Origin of the sequence: Methylomonas stagni (assembly GCF_050154735.1) — a bacterium.
GTDB lineage: Bacteria > Pseudomonadota > Gammaproteobacteria > Methylococcales > Methylomonadaceae > Methylomonas > Methylomonas koyamae_A.
Map to the genome: position 1 here is coordinate 2,209,209 of NZ_CP189557.1, position 13,661 is coordinate 2,222,869.

A 13,661-nucleotide genomic window follows, 5' to 3' on the forward strand; every position below is an offset into this window, starting at 1 on the left:
CGATTCAACGCGGCTAACAAAGCCGAAACGCCGTCAATTTTTGACTCTTCATTTTCTTTTTTGGCATTTTGTTGCCGCCTGGAAATTCTTTAACGATGACATTACCAATACACCACGACATAACGGGGTTTCCGTCATGATGAATGCGTCCGCTTTCTATCGCGGCCCATAACTCTGTTAGCGGCTCAGTTAGCTGACTGCCATGCTGGTTAATTTTTACCGGCAGCAGACCAGCGTCGGTTAATTCGTGCGTAAGATGGATCGACCCGTGCGGATCGTGAGGAACTTCTACAACACTAAATAACGCTGAATCTGCCAATATTTCGTCACGAATTAGACCAAAATCTTGCTCATTTCCGTCGCATACATGCAAAAAACCAGACTCACGCCACTGCGTAAATAGCATTTGTAATGCTTTATTGTCGCTGTCATAAATTTGAGCCTCGCAAATATAAAAACGGGTAAACAAAAAATAGTGCCACCCTTTTACTGCTACGCTCCCGTAAACATCCTCACCACCATCAAACCATTCGCGGAACACAAGCACTTTGGCCGACATGTCATGAACTTTTGCTAAATCCAGCCCAATCCAACACGTCTTGCCATGAAAATCATCACTGCTCATGGTTTTCGCGTGGCGACTTTGCCAGACCAAAACATTAAAATAGGCGTTTTTCTCGTTACACCAGATGTTTAAATGCTTGGTTTTGTAGGCAGTCTGCTTGCCGGGATTTTGCACGGCCAGCTTGCGCGCCTTTTCCACTTCAACCGGGTTAACTGATCGGCCATAATTTGGGTTGGCTTTGATCAGCATTTGCGGATCGGTCCAATCATCGTCAGGATCGATGCCGTACAGGATCGTAAAAATATGATCCATGCCGGTCATGACGCCGTCGAGGATGTCGCGCATCATGTTGTCCATGGCGTAACACGGCGAAAATAGGTTTTCGCCAGCCGTGGTAATCACCAAAATTAACGGCTGTAACCGAGCGACCATACCGGTAATCATGGTTTCGTACAGCGTGTCGCTGTCGTGCTCGTGGTATTCGTCGACAATCGCGCATGACGGGTTTCCGCCGTCGCCTGGGTCGCCGATTAGTGGCTGCATTTGCGAACCATCGGGGCGGCGAATAAACTGTTCTTTTGCCTCTAGCTTGTAGGCGTCACGCAAGTCAGGCGTATTGCGGGCCATTTGTTTTGCTGGGTCAAATACCTTACGCGCTTGATCCAGCGTGGTGGCACCGCAAAGCACTTCAGCGCCGGCTTCCCCATCGGCGCAGAGCATATATAAACCAATTCCAGCAGCTAGCGTTGATTTGTTATTTTTTCGCGGCTTACGCAAATAAGCAATTGAAAATCGACGCAATCCAGTCGACTTAGCAACCCAACCAAAAATATTCGCGACTATAAATATTTCAAAACCGCATAATTTTAGCAACCGCTCCGGTCCTGGTTTATTGGCCAGCGGACCTTTGACGTGCGGCAGCTTCTCGATAAACGAGATGACTTTCCAAGCCTTGGCAAAGCTAAAAGTAAACGGGTAATCTGCGTCGGTCTTTTGCCGGTTGTACTCGTCTATAAATCGCTGGCACGCCAGTATTTCGTAGCGGTTGGCCAGTTTTCGGCCTTGGGTTACGTCCTCTGCGTAACCCATCATCAGCCGAAACCAATCGGCGCCTTCACTAAAGCGTTTAGTGTCTGGTGGTGCCGTTGGCCGCGATGTGCGCGTCTGCCGCCGCCTGGTCGCGCGTGAATGAATTTTCGTCGCTGCCATCGTCTTCAAATATGTCCGTCTGCACCGCTTCCAGTGCTTTGCGCGCTTGCGGACTCAGGCCGAAGTCACTGACGTAGCTGCGAAGCATACGGCGTAGTTCGTTGAGCTGTCCAACTTGCGGGCGGCTTTTGATTTGCAGGCCGTTGCGGGTTTCGGTCGAATAGGTTTCGCCGTGTTGACGGAGATAGCGGACGACCTTGTCTATCGAATGGACGACACGGCAGTATTCGACCAGTGAATCTAAAAACAGATCGTTCAAGTAATCATGGGCGGCTAGCAGCGGCGCTATGCGATCCCAGATTGCAAGCTCTTCCGGCTCTAGCCTGTCATCAGGACGGAGCCGTGTGGCCTCTAAAAAATCTTCGTATGTTAAGTCGGCAGCTGTGAAGCGCAAAATCATCTTCATCTTAGCCATAACACCACTATCAACCTTGTGGCTTTTTGTATTTCCAAAACCACTCCAACAAAAATTTAGTTAGGGAGACGCAAAGGAAGCGGGACGGCCTAGACTTTTTACCCGCCCCTGGGTCTATCGTACCTGGTCTTGCTGTTGTGGCATGACTCGCATAGCGTTTGTGTATTACCAAGATCAAGCGCTCTCGGATCGTTGATCGAATCGAACGGCTCGACGTGGTCAACCACGGAACCCTCAACCACCACGCCGCGCGACGCGCACTTGCGGCACAACGGCTCGATAGACAGCCGCCGAGCCCTCAATTCTTTCCACGCCTTGCGCTGATAAAAACGATTACGCTCTTTGTAATCGATAGTTACCGTCTGCTTTTGCTGCCGATGCGATTCGGCCCTGTGCAAATCACAGAACCCATCGCGCCCGCTAACCAGCATCCGGCACCCGCTGTGCCGACACGGCCGCTTAGCCGCGACCGGCATTATTGATTCTCAAGCCGCGAACGCGCCGCAATCGCCCTGCTATTTCTGATGTTGAAATACAGGTTGGTCAGATACGACAAAATCGCAATTGCAGCACCTACCCCGGCGGCGTATTCATTCAAAAACTGCCACGCTTGATTGACCAGCAGACCGGCGCTGGTCACATAGCTCACAGCCGATGCGACGGCCGACCCAGGGTGATGAATATCCACGCAACTCTCGCTTGACGCCATGACACCCAAACCGCACTATCGGGCATAAAAAAAGGCTCGCGCCGTTTCCGGGCAAGCCTTTTGCAATTGTGGGAAATTACAGCCTAATTTTGACCCACTGTCAACTATTTTTAAAAACCGATGTGCATATCCGCGCAAACCTGCCGACTCACCGCTAGCTGAACGTCAGCATCAAACGATTGCACCAGGCACAGTACCCGGCCATAGCGCTCCCGCCACTTCCGTCGAAACGATTCGAACGGCAACTGCAATGACTCAGACACAGACCTATCCGACATGCACACATGACCAGAACCGTTGCATTTAACACACACCCTAGCGGCTAAAAAACCAACACCGGAGCAGCGCTTACAAATCGACGGCGACACAACTTCATTAACCGCTACATGAACCAACGCCGGCCGAAACGAACCCTTTCCATACCAACCCTCACGCATCGCCACTCCATCAACCCAGAAGCCTACCGCCCGACGCAGTTTTACCAACGACGCCTCGTCGCCCATGTATTTAGCCATGGCCAGCGCTGTCGCCTCCGGCCCCAGCCCCGCCAAATACCCCGCCAACTCCACACCCTGCAACGCCGCCGCGCCAGTCCCGCGCACCCCGCCATAATTGACAGATGCACCACACAACCCGCCCAACACCTCAACCCTTGCCATGACCCACCTCGCTATATTGCTGACATCGCCGCCCATGATCCCGCCCCTTCTCGCAATGGGGCAGCCCGAATAACCGCATCTCCCACAAGCAACCCTTGCATGTCCGCTGCTCCTGCCTATCCACAATCAACGCCGGATCGCCGTACATCCAACGCGGCATTGCCGCCGACTCGCTCATCGGCTACCACCCAACGCCGCCCGCGCCGCTTGCAAACCGCTACGAGCGCCTTCAGACGGCGCCCGCCAACATCGCACAAACTCAGCCGCATCCGCCGGCGGCTCATCGCCGTGCGCGGCCCGCCAAGCAGCCAACGCCTCCACTACCTCATCCGGCCCGATCCGCGCCGCACCCAGTGACAACGCCCAATCCCGCTTGAACGCATCATTCGCGGCCGACTCGCGAAAATTTGAATAAAACCACCGCCGATACGCATCGATCTGCCCAAATTTCTCGATCAACACCTGCACCGCCGATTTCTCAATAAACGGCCTATCGCGCCAACTACCACGTCTCGACATCGATCCCCGCCCGCCGCATCGCCTCGGCATTCATCACAAAATAATCCCTGGAGCGCACCGCCAACACACGCACCGGCCCAAACACCTCGGTCAATCGATCCACAAATGCCGCCACGTCAGGTGCACGCTCCCGCGCCTCGGCCCGGCGCGCCGCCGTCCTTTGCTCGCGCTCCAAATCCTCCGCCGCAATCCTGGCGGCCCGCTCCGACCGCTGCTCAGCCGACCGCGCCACCGCTCGACGACCGATCCGCGCCACGCGGCCGCCTAGATCAGACACCGACGCCTCGCAACGATCGACCCGGCACCGTCACCACATCCGCACCAAACCCAACCAGCCGATCGAACAAACGCTCGCCCAGCAAGCCGTGCAACTCCATCGGCGACAAATTCGACACCACCACCGTTGGCAAACAATTGCGACTGCGAATATCCGCGACAGTAGTCAACACCATCCGCTCAAAGTCGCTGCCTAGCTGCACGCCAATTTCGTCGATGATCAGCAACTGCGGATCGCCGAACCGGGCATACACATCGAACTCGCTCAAGTCGCCGTCCCGCCGCCAACTCGACCGCACCAAGGCCACCGCTTCCAGCGCCGTGCAATACATCACCGGCCGCAACTGCCCGATCAGCGCATTCGCCACCGCGCACGCCAAATGCGTCTTGCCGGTACCGACCGGGCCAGTAATTACCATCCCGGCTCCAGACCGCAACCGATCCGAAAACCCCGTCACAAACTCAACCGCCGCCCGATAGGCAGGCGCCTGCTCCCTCGTCAACGGCCGCAATACCGCATCCCGGTAGCGCACCGGCACCGCCGACCGAGCCAAACTAGACTCAACCCGCCGCTGCCGAGTGCGCTGCCGCTCGACCGCCAGGGCATCGCTATCGCGCCGACTGATCTCCAGGGCTGCCAGCGCCAACTCCTCAGCACTAAGCGCCGGCATCGCACAGCCAGGGATACTGCTCAGCAAATCTCGCATTGATTTCATCGTCCGCTCCGTCAAAATTCTTCACACCACCACGCCCCACTACCGGCCTTGCCTTCTCGGCTAGCCGGCTCTTGACAATGCCCAGCGCATAGCCAAACCCCTTGCCGCACTCAACGGCCCTTCGCCCAGCGTAATCGAATTCCGCCAACGCCACACCGCCGTCGATCGCGTCCAGCAAATCGGGATGACTGTGACTCACATGCACCATCCCCAACCGCATCCACAGCGCGCACACCGTCGCCGCCGACAAATCGCCCGCGGCCTCTGTGTTGGGGAAAGAGTGTGTGTTTGGTATGGTCTGTTCCTTTGTCTGTTCCTTTGTCTGTTTTATGCCCCTAGCCGATTGGGCTAGGGTTTTGGTAGCCGATTGGGCTAGGGTTTTGGTAGCCGAATGGGCTACGGTAGCCGAATGGGCTACGGTAGCCGAATGGGCTAGGGTTTCCGGATTTTCAACCGGCGATATCGCCTCAAAATCCGGCACGACCACCCGATACAAACTGGACCGCGAACAACCGCCGACCCCGGTTTTTCCAGCCAACCAAGCTCGACTAAACGCCTGGTCGCCTTGCTGATGTTCGATTCGTGCATGCCGCACCGCTCCGCCATTTGCGACCGCTTCGGCCAAACCAAATCGGTATTCTTCGCCCGAAACGACAACAGCGTGATCAGCACCCGCAACGTTTCCAACGTCATCCGCTTATCCTTCACCGCTTCAAGCGGCACGATCGCAAAAATATCGTTCATCAGCCGACCTCGGAAACCGTCAACAACCGGTGCGCCATCTGCGCGTAATGCGCAATTTTCAGCAAATCCAGCGCCTCTTGGCCGTCGCGTTGATTGCTGCCGGCCCGCGCCGCATATTTCTTGATCTGCGCTATGCAATGCTCAGGCGTGTACGCCGTCGCCAAATCCTTACCCTTATCGCCGTACTGCGGCACCGTATAGGACTCAATATGACCGTGAACCACCTGAGCAAACGCCAGCCACTCATCGCCCCTGATACTCATTCCAACACCTCCGCCTGTTCCGCGATCCAGTCAGCCAACGGCTTCAATCCGCGATCGATAACCCAACACCCAGCCAACGCCATCGCCAGCACCGCCAGCAACACCAAACCCACCGCCAACCACGCCAGCCGCCACATCACCACGCCGGACACCGGCCACCGCAACGCAAACCACGCGCAAAACAACACCAAGAACCACACCATCACGCCTCCCTAACCTGCACCGAACCCACCCGAACCCGAGCCAACCGCGTCCTGGACCGCAAAGCATGGCCGTCCAGATGCGACAACCCCACTGCCAGCATCAAACACAGCGCCCGCGTCGAAAGCGCAATCATGCCCCGCGCAACCGCCACCGAAATGGCCGCGCACCGGGCGTTGATCCGCGCGTCCTGAACCTTCAGCTTGATGTAGACCCTGTCAAGATGCGCGCCCACCGTCTTAATCGAAATCCCCAGCAACTGGGCAATCACCTTGTCCGGCGCACCCTCCGCCACCGCCCGCAACACCTCCGCTTCGCGCGGCGTCAGCTCGCCCGCGTCCCGCAACTCCGCGCGGATCACGCCGCACCCACGCGCAACGCAGTCTGGTACTTATCCAGCACCTCGAATACCAACCTTTGCGACTTAGCCCACGCGGCCAGGGCATCCCGGCTAATCGTGCGCGGCTCAAACCGCCGCACCGGCTGCCCTTTGATGTAATCCACCCCGACTTCCACGTTGCCTGGCTGCACGTAGACCGCTGGGTCCCGCTCATCCAGCAACACAAAAACCCGCTCCTGTTTTGTACCTCGGCCCACAATGGCCCTCGTCTGCACCCCGTTTGTCATCTGTTTACCCTCGCAATTGCCCAAAAGGACTACGGAATAGCCCCAATTCAAAAAAATGGCCCCTGTGCCACAATTCAGTCACCACAACATCAACACAGCCTGGAGCCGAAACCATGAAAATTCATTTGATCCACATCCAACTTATGCCCCGCCAACGCCAAGACATCGAACGCTTCGGCATAGCGCTGGCACAAATACTCAACACGCTATCAACCAATCACCAACTGGCTTACGCCACACCGGACAAACACCTGCTCGGCTACTTCGTGCAATCCGAAAAAACCGCCAACCAAATCCGCATGGCCATAGACGGCAACCACTCACCAAACACCAACAGCAAACCGATGATGCCGACCGGGTTTGCCAACGGCGACAAAATACTCGTGATCGAACTCGCCGCAGACGTCAGCGAAAACGGCTTCAACGTCGCTAAAACCTGGCTCAATCGCCGTTCGAATTAGGGCAAACACTGTCCCAAACCCTAGAAACGAGTCGATCATGAAAACCAATACCCCAACGAAAAAACCGCACCGCCGGCGACCGACACATCAACCACTCCAACGCCGTGACCGGGTAACGCTTACCGCCACAATTAATAAAAAACATCGTCATCAACCCTCAAAAAAATACCCGGCCAGTTGTCAGGAAAAACCGGACCTCGGCCACAATGCTCACCACATCGCCAAATAACCCCGAAAAAACCCGCCGCCATGCCCCACCTCAAAAAACTTAAACAACGCATCGACGTCGGCAAACCCATCGGCCCTGGCAAACGCCGGCCATACCGACTCGGACAACGCCACGCCGTCGACCTCGATATACCGATGCCCAATCACCACGTCCGCCACCCGCACGATCGGCGCATCCAGCAAATGCCGACAACCAGCCGTCCGCAACCCGGTGTAACACCGCGCCACCTGACCCACCACCGGCCGGCGGCCGTCATTACGCTCCGCGCGGATGGTTTGCCGCTTGGCACCCGACGCCACCGCGCCGGCGAATGCCTTGTTAAACCCAAATACCCAAACGCCGCTCATCGTCATCAACCCTCAAAAAAATGCCCGGCCAGTTGTCAAGAAAATCTTGACAACTGAAACCGGGCGAGTTGGCGGCGAACCGCCCCAGGAGGTACAGCACGTAAAAAAGCGTTAGGCCGCGCGCTGATCATCGTCGCCACCTACACCTAAAAAATAACGCTCCAGCTTGGCGACGTTACGGACGCCAGGATTGGGAATCTTGCCAATCGCAAACTTCTGAAGCCAATGAAAGGTCACGCCGCTTTCTTGCGCGACGATCCGATAATCGCCGCGCTCGGCAACCTTTTGCTGAATCTGACTGACACGCTGAATGATGTTCATGACGCGATTCTAGTGAAATATCACTAAAAGAACAAGCAGCATTTTACTAACCGATTGTTTTATGCTTTTTACCATGAAAGATTCCGAGACACTGGCGAACAATCTTCGGCGCCTGATGGATCATTACGAATACACGCAAACGGATGTTGCCATCAGAGCCAAAGTATCGCAAAAACAAGTTTCAGACATCCTCACGCAAAATGCCAAACTTGGTGCCAGCATTGGACAGATAGGCGCGATTGCCAACGATTGTTTTAAAATAGCCACTTGGCATTTATTGATGCCAAACTGTCCTGATGAATTGTTGTTTAATCACTCGCTAGAAAAGCTTGTTGAAAACTATATTCATAATGACGCCAAAGGCCGAAATGCAACCCTCTCAGTTTCTGAGATTAGGGCTCAGTATTTTGAAGAGCAAAAAACAGGACGTATCAACGGAGAATGAGTGAAGCTTAAAGCTGCATGTCTATTATTTGCGATATTTTTTAGCGCCGAAGCGGAAAGCAAGCCTAAAAAAGATGTTGATCTATCAAAATTAAGTGACCTGGAAAAATGCAAGTTAGTAAATAAAATATCGACACAACGAAAATACTTTTACAAAGTCGAAAAAACAGAATTGGTAACCGTTATCTATCTATCGGTGCCATTTTACTCACTAAAATTCGATGAACGTGAATTGGTAGCGCAATGCATGTTCATGGAAAGCAAATCAATTTATCCTGAAACTAAAGCCGTCACCTTTAACGATGACGAAACCGGTAAATTTATTGGAATTTACACTCCGGAAAAAGGACTAACTCTTGGACGATGAATCGCTAAGCCCGTTTCCATTTGAAGGATTGGCCTATCACTTGGCGGAACTTGAAAAACTGATTGGCAATCCATTTCCATACCCCGTTCTTGAAACCTGTAAAACCGCGCTGGCTATGCATATCGAGCCCCTGGACAGCCGCCTGTCTGATTTTCCACGAGCGCTGCCGTTTCTTAACGCCATCCGTCAGGATTTCAAACTCCTCCATCGTAAAGCCGCTAACCAGACCGATCACTCGCTCATCCACGATACCCAGCAGCGGCAAATGCTTAATTTGCGATGCTTGCGAACCGTCATTGACCAACTCCAGATAACGTAATCCCTCATTGACCATCATAAAAGCCGCCCCGTATTGCTCCGGCTCGGCCACGGCTAAACTAACCGCATCGACAAAACAGGCCGCCGCCGCCGCGTGCCTGGCTTGCAGACCTCGCTCAACCAAATAATCAACCAACGCGTCCCCGCCGTACATTTCCAGCGTACTAACCGCCTCCGGTTGCCGCATTCCTCGCCAACCCTCTAATTCTTCGTTCATACCAAACCCTCGTCTTCACGCGCCGAAACCTTCAGCGCCACGTTTTGCAACTCACCAAACCCGAAATCGATCCCGCCCCTAAGCGCTATCAATTCGCCCAACATTGCCAGCCCCCGCTAAAAAACAATGTCACGGAAAAAATTTTAACTGGTTTAGTAAAATTTCACTTGCCTAAATCTTTATTTAGCAGTATTTTACTACTCAACGCAAGCAACCTCCTTGCAGAACCCTGACCCGGCTCCGACAGCGGGTCTTTTTTAACAGAACAGCAGCATTAACTGGAATTAAACATGGACACAGCCAGCAAAGTGATTTTAAGCGTCAGCCAAGTTCGGCAGCACGAGCAGCTGGAACACGTAGCGGGTCTCCGTATGGCTCCAGCATCACGTACCAAATGGCCGGCTTGCCTGCATTGCTGTCAGCACCACGATACCAGCGTTGCGTCACGCGCCATGCGATACCTGCTGAACCTGATACCAGGTCGCCGGGCATGAACGGACACGGCTCAACGATTTCATTCGCCGGCAAACCGGATGTTTTAGCCAACGCCGTATCGGCGTCGTTGACGATAAATGTATAGGACATGCTGATCTCCAAAAAGCTTAACAGCATCGAGACTAGCACAGGAATTAACGTAAGCCTAAGCCGTAAGTCAGGCAACCACGCGCGCCGGCCGCCTGCCGGCAAACCGATCAACAATGGCATCGGTGGTAATAAGCGGCCGGCATAGCGGCCGAAATGACGCATCACGGCGGCGGGCGCCCTGCAAGTTCACCCGCCGCTGAATCGGGGTCCGCCGACGAAGACGTTTGCCCCGATGCGAAAACTAAGCACCGCGCGGTGCTGACCCAGTGGCGAGCGGGCTCATAACCCGCGGGGTGGGTGCTAACTCCCACGGCCGCGCGTTTTTATTCAGGAGGACAGGATGATGACTTATCAAACCGACTTTGACAGCTGGAAAGTGTACGTCGAGCCACTGCAAGATTTGGGACTAGCCGCGAGCGGAAATAGCGGATTTACCGCCATGCTGGCATTTGCCATTAAAAATACCGGAAAAGCCGCGACCGAGCTAACTATTGCCGAAGCGCTGCAAATCTGCAATGAGACGCGCGATCGCTACAACACACTACACGAGGACGCATCATGATCGACCCAAACCGAATCACCGCCACCGCATGCCAACTGGCACAGGCCAACGGCATCAATAACCCAGGCATGGTCGATCAGCTGATCGGCATGATGACCCGCAAAATTGCCGACGGCATGACACACCAGCAAGCCTACGAGATTTGCCGGACAGAGGCAAAACAGCTATCGAAACAACAGCAGTCCGACAGCGCTATCGATCAACTCATCGCGCGTATCCAGACGCTGGACAGCATGATGACCTCCGAACAGGTACTCAGCTAATGGCAACCTACAAAGAACGCGTGGCCGCCGCATTAGCGGCCAGCCGTGTTGGCTTGACCAACGCCGAATTGGCGAAAATAACCGGCATAGCCGAAAATAATGCGCATGTGACCAGCGCTAGAATGGCAAAGTCGGGCCACGCCGAACGACTTGGCAGCGACCTGCATGGCTCGCTGCGCTGGGCACTGACACCCCAAGGCCGCAGCTACTACGCCGGCCTGGGCATTTCGCCCACCGACCCCACCGAGGCGGACGAAATCGATGGGTTGGACGATACGAATACCGAGAGCGGCATTCGGGCGAATGCCAATTTTCCATCGCCGATGTCGCACCCGCAACCGACCGAAGAGAAACCGGAGCCCGTCATTGGCGCAGCGTGTATCAGCATCGAACAAATCGACGACAGTAACATTATTGCACCGAGAGTGAAAGTGCTAGACCCATCCAAACCCATTGACGCAGCAATAATTAACCTGTTGTCCGTCTGCCTGGATGCTAACACGCCGACCATCGCCAACCGCGCCGACAAAGTCCAGCTATTAGAGCAATCGGCCGCCTCGCCGCTGCTGCCGGTGGCCACAAAAAACCTCTATCTGGAAATCGCAGAAGACCTTAATCAACTGGAGGACGTGTAATGCACACTATTCAATCGCTGATCAAAGATACCCTCAACCGCGAAGGCGGCTACGTCAACCACCCCGCCGATCGCGGCGGCCCGACTAACTACGGCATTACCCTCAACACCCTCAAATACTATCGCGGGCGCGAAGTCACGGTGGCCGACATCCAGCAACTCACGCGCGGCGAAGCCTTTGAAATCTACGAAAAAAACTACTACATAAATGCACGGGTTTGCGATTTACCGCCAGCACTCCAGCCGCTACTGTTCGACATGGCGGTAAACCACGGCCCGAGCGGCGCGGTCAAGCTTTTGCAAGAAGTGTTATTGGCCCACGGCAAAGCCACCAAAGTAGACGGCCGCATCGGCCCAACCACCGCGCTCGCCTGCCAAACCTCGTTTGACGAGCTGGGCAACGACTTGATACGACACATAGTCGAGCGCCGCATCGCGTTTTATCACGCCATCGTCAAACACGATCCCAGCCAATCGGCTTTCATCAGCGGATGGGTACGCCGAGCCGAGGAGTTTCTGCCGGAGAATGCGACATGTGCCGATTAATCCGCTGGATTTACGCATGGCAGCGGCGCGCCTGGCAACGCCGAGAAATTAAATTGGCCGCTGGCACGGTGGGCGATAGGCGGAGACTCAAATGAGCGTTGAGCACAATGGGTATCCAGAGGTGATGGCATGAAAGATCAATTCAGTATCAGGATGCGGCAATGACTGAGTTCAAAGGCACGCCGGGGCCGTGGATGGTTAGTGGGCAAAACTTGGATTCTATTGTCGATTCCAATGGCGATGTTGTCGCACTTGCATGCCGGTATGGGGAGAATCGATTGTGCAGGGAAGAATCAGAGGTTATGGCAAACGCATGCTTGATTGCCTCAGCGCGATATTTGCTGGAGTCATTGATTGGGCTTTTACCGCTTGCTGAAATGTATCGTGGCTCTAAAGAATACAAGAAAGCAGAAGAAGCCATAAAAGCGGCGCTGGGGGACAAATGAAAACCCTAGACCTCCATGCCTCCGCCGATATGCTCCACATGCACCCCAGCACCGTGCTAGCCAAAGCCCGCGCCGGTGAAATCCCCGCCGCCAAACCCGGCTTACTGCTGCGGATTTACGAACTTTTACTGACCGCCACCCGCGAAGAAATCGACGCAATGGCCAGGTCTTTGGCGGAGATTGAATAATGATAACCACACAATCAATTATCAAGCCTAAAACCCCAACCGGACCAGGATGGCGGCAGGCGCTATTACCAAGACAGTTTGATAATTTTGGCTTTGAAGCCTATCTATTTATACATCACGAATCAGGTTTAACAGCAATTAGCGCTGTTGAGGTAGCAGCGACAGAACTTGGCGCCGAACCGCTTGGCCCAGAATATCATTTAAGTATTAGCAAGCACGGCGAACGCTGCTCAAGCAGCGAGGCAAAGTGGGTTTTAAAACAGTTTAGACTTGAAGATGCCGAAGAGGACAATCACGTTCCGAACGGAAAAGTAAGAAATTATTGGCGACCGGTTGCTGACAAGCTTTCGGGCTATCAATGCCCCTGTAAAGATAGCGAACCGGCAATGATTGAAGAGAAAGGCGACTATGTTTGGCGCCCTGCACCATGAAAACCCTTGACCTCCACACCGCCGCCGATCTGCTCCACATGCACCCAAGCACCGTGCTAGCCAAAGCCCGCGCTGGCGACATTCCGGCCGCCAAACCCGGCAAAGCTTGGGTGTTCATCGACGACGATTTGATCGCCTACCTGCGCGGGCTGTACACTGCGCCCCGGCAGGATGCAAGCGAACTAAAAAAGGAGGCCGTATGGTCAAGCTCTTTAAAAAAACCGGATCAGACAACTGGTATTACAAATTCAGCATTAACGGAAAGATTATATATCGAAGCACTGGCACCCAAGACAAACGGCAGGCGCAAGAAATCGCCGACAAAGCCCGAGCGAATGCCTACGACGTTACCGCGCCCGGCCACCGGCCGCGCCGGACTTGGCAAGAAGCCGTCTTGAA

At 54.5% G+C, this 13,661-nt stretch carries 30 protein-coding genes; 12 read left to right on the plus strand and 18 right to left on the minus strand.

Annotation, left to right across the window (positions count from 1 at the left end; translation table 11 throughout):
- Positions 1-13: 13 nt before the first annotated feature.
- The 14 genes from ACP4CD_RS10210 to ACP4CD_RS10275 all read right to left on the minus strand — a co-directional run bounded on the left by ACP4CD_RS10210 (position 14) and on the right by ACP4CD_RS10275 (position 6,873).
- A complete protein-coding gene (locus ACP4CD_RS10210; protein ID WP_426994462.1) occupies positions 14-1,657 on the minus strand; it encodes a terminase large subunit in 1,644 nt (547 codons plus the stop codon).
- A gap of 34 nt (positions 1,658-1,691) precedes the next feature.
- The gene (locus ACP4CD_RS10215; RefSeq protein ID WP_426994463.1) at positions 1,692-2,189 is read right to left on the minus strand and encodes a P27 family phage terminase small subunit; all 498 of its coding nucleotides are present in this window, start codon (positions 2,187-2,189) and stop codon (positions 1,692-1,694) included.
- A 98-nt stretch (positions 2,190-2,287) separates the two neighbouring features.
- Positions 2,288-2,665, minus strand: a complete 378-nt coding sequence (locus ACP4CD_RS10220) for an HNH endonuclease (RefSeq protein ID WP_426994464.1) — start codon at positions 2,663-2,665, stop codon at positions 2,288-2,290.
- Positions 2,665-2,877: a hypothetical protein gene (locus ACP4CD_RS10225; RefSeq protein WP_426994465.1), complete on the minus strand. Its 213-nt coding sequence runs from the start codon at positions 2,875-2,877 to the stop codon at positions 2,665-2,667. Before ACP4CD_RS10225 ends, ACP4CD_RS10220 begins: the two co-directional genes overlap by 1 nt.
- A gap of 131 nt (positions 2,878-3,008) precedes the next feature.
- Positions 3,009-3,593 (minus strand): hypothetical protein, encoded by a 585-nt coding sequence (locus tag ACP4CD_RS10230; protein WP_426994466.1) that lies wholly within the window; start codon positions 3,591-3,593, stop codon positions 3,009-3,011.
- A 138-nt stretch (positions 3,594-3,731) separates the two neighbouring features.
- A complete protein-coding gene (locus ACP4CD_RS10235) occupies positions 3,732-4,076 on the minus strand; it encodes a hypothetical protein (protein WP_426994467.1) in 345 nt (114 codons plus the stop codon).
- The gene (locus tag ACP4CD_RS10240) at positions 4,060-4,332 is read right to left on the minus strand and encodes a hypothetical protein (protein ID WP_426994468.1); all 273 of its coding nucleotides are present in this window, start codon (positions 4,330-4,332) and stop codon (positions 4,060-4,062) included. The genes ACP4CD_RS10235 and ACP4CD_RS10240 overlap by 17 nt, the downstream gene beginning before the upstream one ends.
- Positions 4,333-4,345: 13 nt before the next feature.
- A complete protein-coding gene (locus ACP4CD_RS10245; protein WP_426994469.1) occupies positions 4,346-5,068 on the minus strand; it encodes an ATP-binding protein in 723 nt (240 codons plus the stop codon).
- Positions 5,010-5,318: a hypothetical protein gene (locus tag ACP4CD_RS10250; RefSeq protein ID WP_426994470.1), complete on the minus strand. Its 309-nt coding sequence runs from the start codon at positions 5,316-5,318 to the stop codon at positions 5,010-5,012. The genes ACP4CD_RS10245 and ACP4CD_RS10250 overlap by 59 nt, the downstream gene beginning before the upstream one ends.
- Before the next feature lie 182 nt (positions 5,319-5,500).
- The gene (locus ACP4CD_RS10255) at positions 5,501-5,812 is read right to left on the minus strand and encodes a helix-turn-helix domain-containing protein (protein WP_426994471.1); all 312 of its coding nucleotides are present in this window, start codon (positions 5,810-5,812) and stop codon (positions 5,501-5,503) included.
- Positions 5,812-6,075, minus strand: a complete 264-nt coding sequence (locus ACP4CD_RS10260) for a hypothetical protein (protein ID WP_426994472.1) — start codon at positions 6,073-6,075, stop codon at positions 5,812-5,814. Before ACP4CD_RS10260 ends, ACP4CD_RS10255 begins: the two co-directional genes overlap by 1 nt.
- On the minus strand, positions 6,072-6,278 hold the full coding sequence (locus ACP4CD_RS10265; protein WP_426994473.1) for a hypothetical protein: 207 nt from the start codon (positions 6,276-6,278) through the stop codon (positions 6,072-6,074). The genes ACP4CD_RS10260 and ACP4CD_RS10265 overlap by 4 nt, the downstream gene beginning before the upstream one ends.
- On the minus strand, positions 6,278-6,637 hold the full coding sequence (locus ACP4CD_RS10270; protein WP_426994474.1) for a response regulator transcription factor: 360 nt from the start codon (positions 6,635-6,637) through the stop codon (positions 6,278-6,280). The genes ACP4CD_RS10265 and ACP4CD_RS10270 overlap by 1 nt, the downstream gene beginning before the upstream one ends.
- Positions 6,634-6,873, minus strand: coding sequence for a hypothetical protein (locus ACP4CD_RS10275; protein ID WP_426994475.1), 240 nt, complete (start codon positions 6,871-6,873; stop codon positions 6,634-6,636). The genes ACP4CD_RS10270 and ACP4CD_RS10275 overlap by 4 nt, the downstream gene beginning before the upstream one ends.
- A gap of 143 nt (positions 6,874-7,016) precedes the next feature.
- Between ACP4CD_RS10275 and ACP4CD_RS10280 the strand changes: the two genes are divergently transcribed.
- Both ACP4CD_RS10280 and ACP4CD_RS10285 read left to right on the plus strand, forming a co-directional pair.
- Positions 7,017-7,364: a hypothetical protein gene (locus ACP4CD_RS10280; protein WP_426994476.1), complete on the plus strand. Its 348-nt coding sequence runs from the start codon at positions 7,017-7,019 to the stop codon at positions 7,362-7,364.
- Positions 7,365-7,401: 37 nt separating this feature from the next.
- Positions 7,402-7,593, plus strand: a complete 192-nt coding sequence (locus ACP4CD_RS10285; protein WP_426994477.1) for a hypothetical protein — start codon at positions 7,402-7,404, stop codon at positions 7,591-7,593.
- On the opposite strand, the gene ACP4CD_RS10290 is transcribed toward ACP4CD_RS10285, so the two are convergent.
- Positions 7,575-7,940: a hypothetical protein gene (locus ACP4CD_RS10290; protein ID WP_426994478.1), complete on the minus strand. Its 366-nt coding sequence runs from the start codon at positions 7,938-7,940 to the stop codon at positions 7,575-7,577. The two genes, ACP4CD_RS10285 and ACP4CD_RS10290, sit on opposite strands and share 19 nt — an antisense overlap.
- 111 nt (positions 7,941-8,051) lie before the next feature.
- Positions 8,052-8,261, minus strand: coding sequence for a hypothetical protein (locus ACP4CD_RS10295; protein ID WP_426994479.1), 210 nt, complete (start codon positions 8,259-8,261; stop codon positions 8,052-8,054).
- 73 nt (positions 8,262-8,334) lie between these two features.
- Between ACP4CD_RS10295 and ACP4CD_RS10300 the strand changes: the two genes are divergently transcribed.
- The gene (locus ACP4CD_RS10300; RefSeq protein WP_426994480.1) at positions 8,335-8,706 is read left to right on the plus strand and encodes a helix-turn-helix domain-containing protein; all 372 of its coding nucleotides are present in this window, start codon (positions 8,335-8,337) and stop codon (positions 8,704-8,706) included.
- Complete coding sequence (locus ACP4CD_RS10305; protein WP_426994481.1) at positions 8,707-9,072, plus strand: hypothetical protein; 366 nt, start codon at positions 8,707-8,709, stop codon at positions 9,070-9,072.
- A 4-nt stretch (positions 9,073-9,076) separates the two neighbouring features.
- Here ACP4CD_RS10305 and ACP4CD_RS10310 read toward each other — a convergent pair whose 3' ends face one another.
- Together ACP4CD_RS10310 and ACP4CD_RS10315 are read right to left on the minus strand one after the other, a co-directional pair.
- A complete protein-coding gene (locus ACP4CD_RS10310) occupies positions 9,077-9,607 on the minus strand; it encodes a hypothetical protein (protein WP_426994482.1) in 531 nt (176 codons plus the stop codon).
- 321 nt (positions 9,608-9,928) lie between these two features.
- The gene (locus ACP4CD_RS10315) at positions 9,929-10,219 is read right to left on the minus strand and encodes a hypothetical protein (protein WP_426994483.1); all 291 of its coding nucleotides are present in this window, start codon (positions 10,217-10,219) and stop codon (positions 9,929-9,931) included.
- 313 nt (positions 10,220-10,532) lie between these two features.
- On the opposite strand from ACP4CD_RS10315, the gene ACP4CD_RS10320 reads away from it, so the two are divergent.
- From ACP4CD_RS10320 to ACP4CD_RS10355, 8 genes are all read left to right on the plus strand, one after another.
- Positions 10,533-10,754, plus strand: coding sequence for a hypothetical protein (locus tag ACP4CD_RS10320; RefSeq protein ID WP_426994484.1), 222 nt, complete (start codon positions 10,533-10,535; stop codon positions 10,752-10,754).
- A complete protein-coding gene (locus ACP4CD_RS10325; protein WP_426994485.1) occupies positions 10,751-11,017 on the plus strand; it encodes a hypothetical protein in 267 nt (88 codons plus the stop codon). The genes ACP4CD_RS10320 and ACP4CD_RS10325 overlap by 4 nt, the downstream gene beginning before the upstream one ends.
- Before the next feature lie 53 nt (positions 11,018-11,070).
- A complete protein-coding gene (locus tag ACP4CD_RS10330; protein WP_426994486.1) occupies positions 11,071-11,652 on the plus strand; it encodes a hypothetical protein in 582 nt (193 codons plus the stop codon).
- Complete coding sequence (locus tag ACP4CD_RS10335) at positions 11,652-12,197, plus strand: glycoside hydrolase family 108 protein (RefSeq protein WP_426994487.1); 546 nt, start codon at positions 11,652-11,654, stop codon at positions 12,195-12,197. Before ACP4CD_RS10330 ends, ACP4CD_RS10335 begins: the two co-directional genes overlap by 1 nt.
- A gap of 161 nt (positions 12,198-12,358) precedes the next feature.
- Complete coding sequence (locus ACP4CD_RS10340; RefSeq protein ID WP_426994488.1) at positions 12,359-12,643, plus strand: hypothetical protein; 285 nt, start codon at positions 12,359-12,361, stop codon at positions 12,641-12,643.
- Positions 12,640-12,831 carry a hypothetical protein gene (locus ACP4CD_RS10345; RefSeq protein WP_426994489.1) on the plus strand — a complete coding sequence of 64 codons (192 nt, stop codon included), beginning with the start codon at positions 12,640-12,642 and terminating at the stop codon, positions 12,829-12,831. Before ACP4CD_RS10340 ends, ACP4CD_RS10345 begins: the two co-directional genes overlap by 4 nt.
- Positions 12,831-13,262, plus strand: coding sequence for a hypothetical protein (locus tag ACP4CD_RS10350; RefSeq protein WP_426994490.1), 432 nt, complete (start codon positions 12,831-12,833; stop codon positions 13,260-13,262). The genes ACP4CD_RS10345 and ACP4CD_RS10350 overlap by 1 nt, the downstream gene beginning before the upstream one ends.
- Complete coding sequence (locus ACP4CD_RS10355; protein ID WP_426994491.1) at positions 13,259-13,660, plus strand: helix-turn-helix domain-containing protein; 402 nt, start codon at positions 13,259-13,261, stop codon at positions 13,658-13,660. The genes ACP4CD_RS10350 and ACP4CD_RS10355 overlap by 4 nt, the downstream gene beginning before the upstream one ends.
- The last annotated feature ends 1 nt before the right edge of the window (position 13,661 follow it).

What these genes read in the sequence shown, in the direction of transcription:
- ACP4CD_RS10210 (WP_426994462.1), bottom strand. Translation starts at nt 1,657, where the DNA reads ATGATGGGTTACGCAGAGGACGTAACCCAAGGCCGAAAACTGGCCAAC.
- ACP4CD_RS10215 (WP_426994463.1), bottom strand. Translation starts at nt 2,189, where the DNA reads ATGGCTAAGATGAAGATGATTTTGCGCTTCACAGCTGCCGACTTAACA.
- ACP4CD_RS10220 (WP_426994464.1), bottom strand. Translation starts at nt 2,665, where the DNA reads ATGCCGGTCGCGGCTAAGCGGCCGTGTCGGCACAGCGGGTGCCGGATG.
- ACP4CD_RS10230 (WP_426994466.1), bottom strand. Translation starts at nt 3,593, where the DNA reads ATGGGCGGCGATGTCAGCAATATAGCGAGGTGGGTCATGGCAAGGGTT.
- ACP4CD_RS10235 (WP_426994467.1), bottom strand. Translation starts at nt 4,076, where the DNA reads ATGTCGAGACGTGGTAGTTGGCGCGATAGGCCGTTTATTGAGAAATCG.
- ACP4CD_RS10245 (WP_426994469.1), bottom strand. Translation starts at nt 5,068, where the DNA reads ATGAAATCAATGCGAGATTTGCTGAGCAGTATCCCTGGCTGTGCGATG.
- ACP4CD_RS10255 (WP_426994471.1), bottom strand. Translation starts at nt 5,812, where the DNA reads ATGAACGATATTTTTGCGATCGTGCCGCTTGAAGCGGTGAAGGATAAG.
- ACP4CD_RS10260 (WP_426994472.1), bottom strand. Translation starts at nt 6,075, where the DNA reads ATGAGTATCAGGGGCGATGAGTGGCTGGCGTTTGCTCAGGTGGTTCAC.
- ACP4CD_RS10265 (WP_426994473.1), bottom strand. Translation starts at nt 6,278, where the DNA reads ATGGTGTGGTTCTTGGTGTTGTTTTGCGCGTGGTTTGCGTTGCGGTGG.
- ACP4CD_RS10280 (WP_426994476.1), top strand. Translation starts at nt 7,017, where the DNA reads ATGAAAATTCATTTGATCCACATCCAACTTATGCCCCGCCAACGCCAA.
- ACP4CD_RS10285 (WP_426994477.1), top strand. Translation starts at nt 7,402, where the DNA reads ATGAAAACCAATACCCCAACGAAAAAACCGCACCGCCGGCGACCGACA.
- ACP4CD_RS10290 (WP_426994478.1), bottom strand. Translation starts at nt 7,940, where the DNA reads ATGAGCGGCGTTTGGGTATTTGGGTTTAACAAGGCATTCGCCGGCGCG.
- ACP4CD_RS10295 (WP_426994479.1), bottom strand. Translation starts at nt 8,261, where the DNA reads ATGAACATCATTCAGCGTGTCAGTCAGATTCAGCAAAAGGTTGCCGAG.
- ACP4CD_RS10300 (WP_426994480.1), top strand. Translation starts at nt 8,335, where the DNA reads ATGAAAGATTCCGAGACACTGGCGAACAATCTTCGGCGCCTGATGGAT.
- ACP4CD_RS10310 (WP_426994482.1), bottom strand. Translation starts at nt 9,607, where the DNA reads ATGAACGAAGAATTAGAGGGTTGGCGAGGAATGCGGCAACCGGAGGCG.
- ACP4CD_RS10315 (WP_426994483.1), bottom strand. Translation starts at nt 10,219, where the DNA reads ATGCTGTTAAGCTTTTTGGAGATCAGCATGTCCTATACATTTATCGTC.
- ACP4CD_RS10320 (WP_426994484.1), top strand. Translation starts at nt 10,533, where the DNA reads ATGATGACTTATCAAACCGACTTTGACAGCTGGAAAGTGTACGTCGAG.
- ACP4CD_RS10325 (WP_426994485.1), top strand. Translation starts at nt 10,751, where the DNA reads ATGATCGACCCAAACCGAATCACCGCCACCGCATGCCAACTGGCACAG.
- ACP4CD_RS10335 (WP_426994487.1), top strand. Translation starts at nt 11,652, where the DNA reads ATGCACACTATTCAATCGCTGATCAAAGATACCCTCAACCGCGAAGGC.
- ACP4CD_RS10340 (WP_426994488.1), top strand. Translation starts at nt 12,359, where the DNA reads ATGACTGAGTTCAAAGGCACGCCGGGGCCGTGGATGGTTAGTGGGCAA.
- ACP4CD_RS10345 (WP_426994489.1), top strand. Translation starts at nt 12,640, where the DNA reads ATGAAAACCCTAGACCTCCATGCCTCCGCCGATATGCTCCACATGCAC.
- ACP4CD_RS10350 (WP_426994490.1), top strand. Translation starts at nt 12,831, where the DNA reads ATGATAACCACACAATCAATTATCAAGCCTAAAACCCCAACCGGACCA.
- ACP4CD_RS10355 (WP_426994491.1), top strand. Translation starts at nt 13,259, where the DNA reads ATGAAAACCCTTGACCTCCACACCGCCGCCGATCTGCTCCACATGCAC.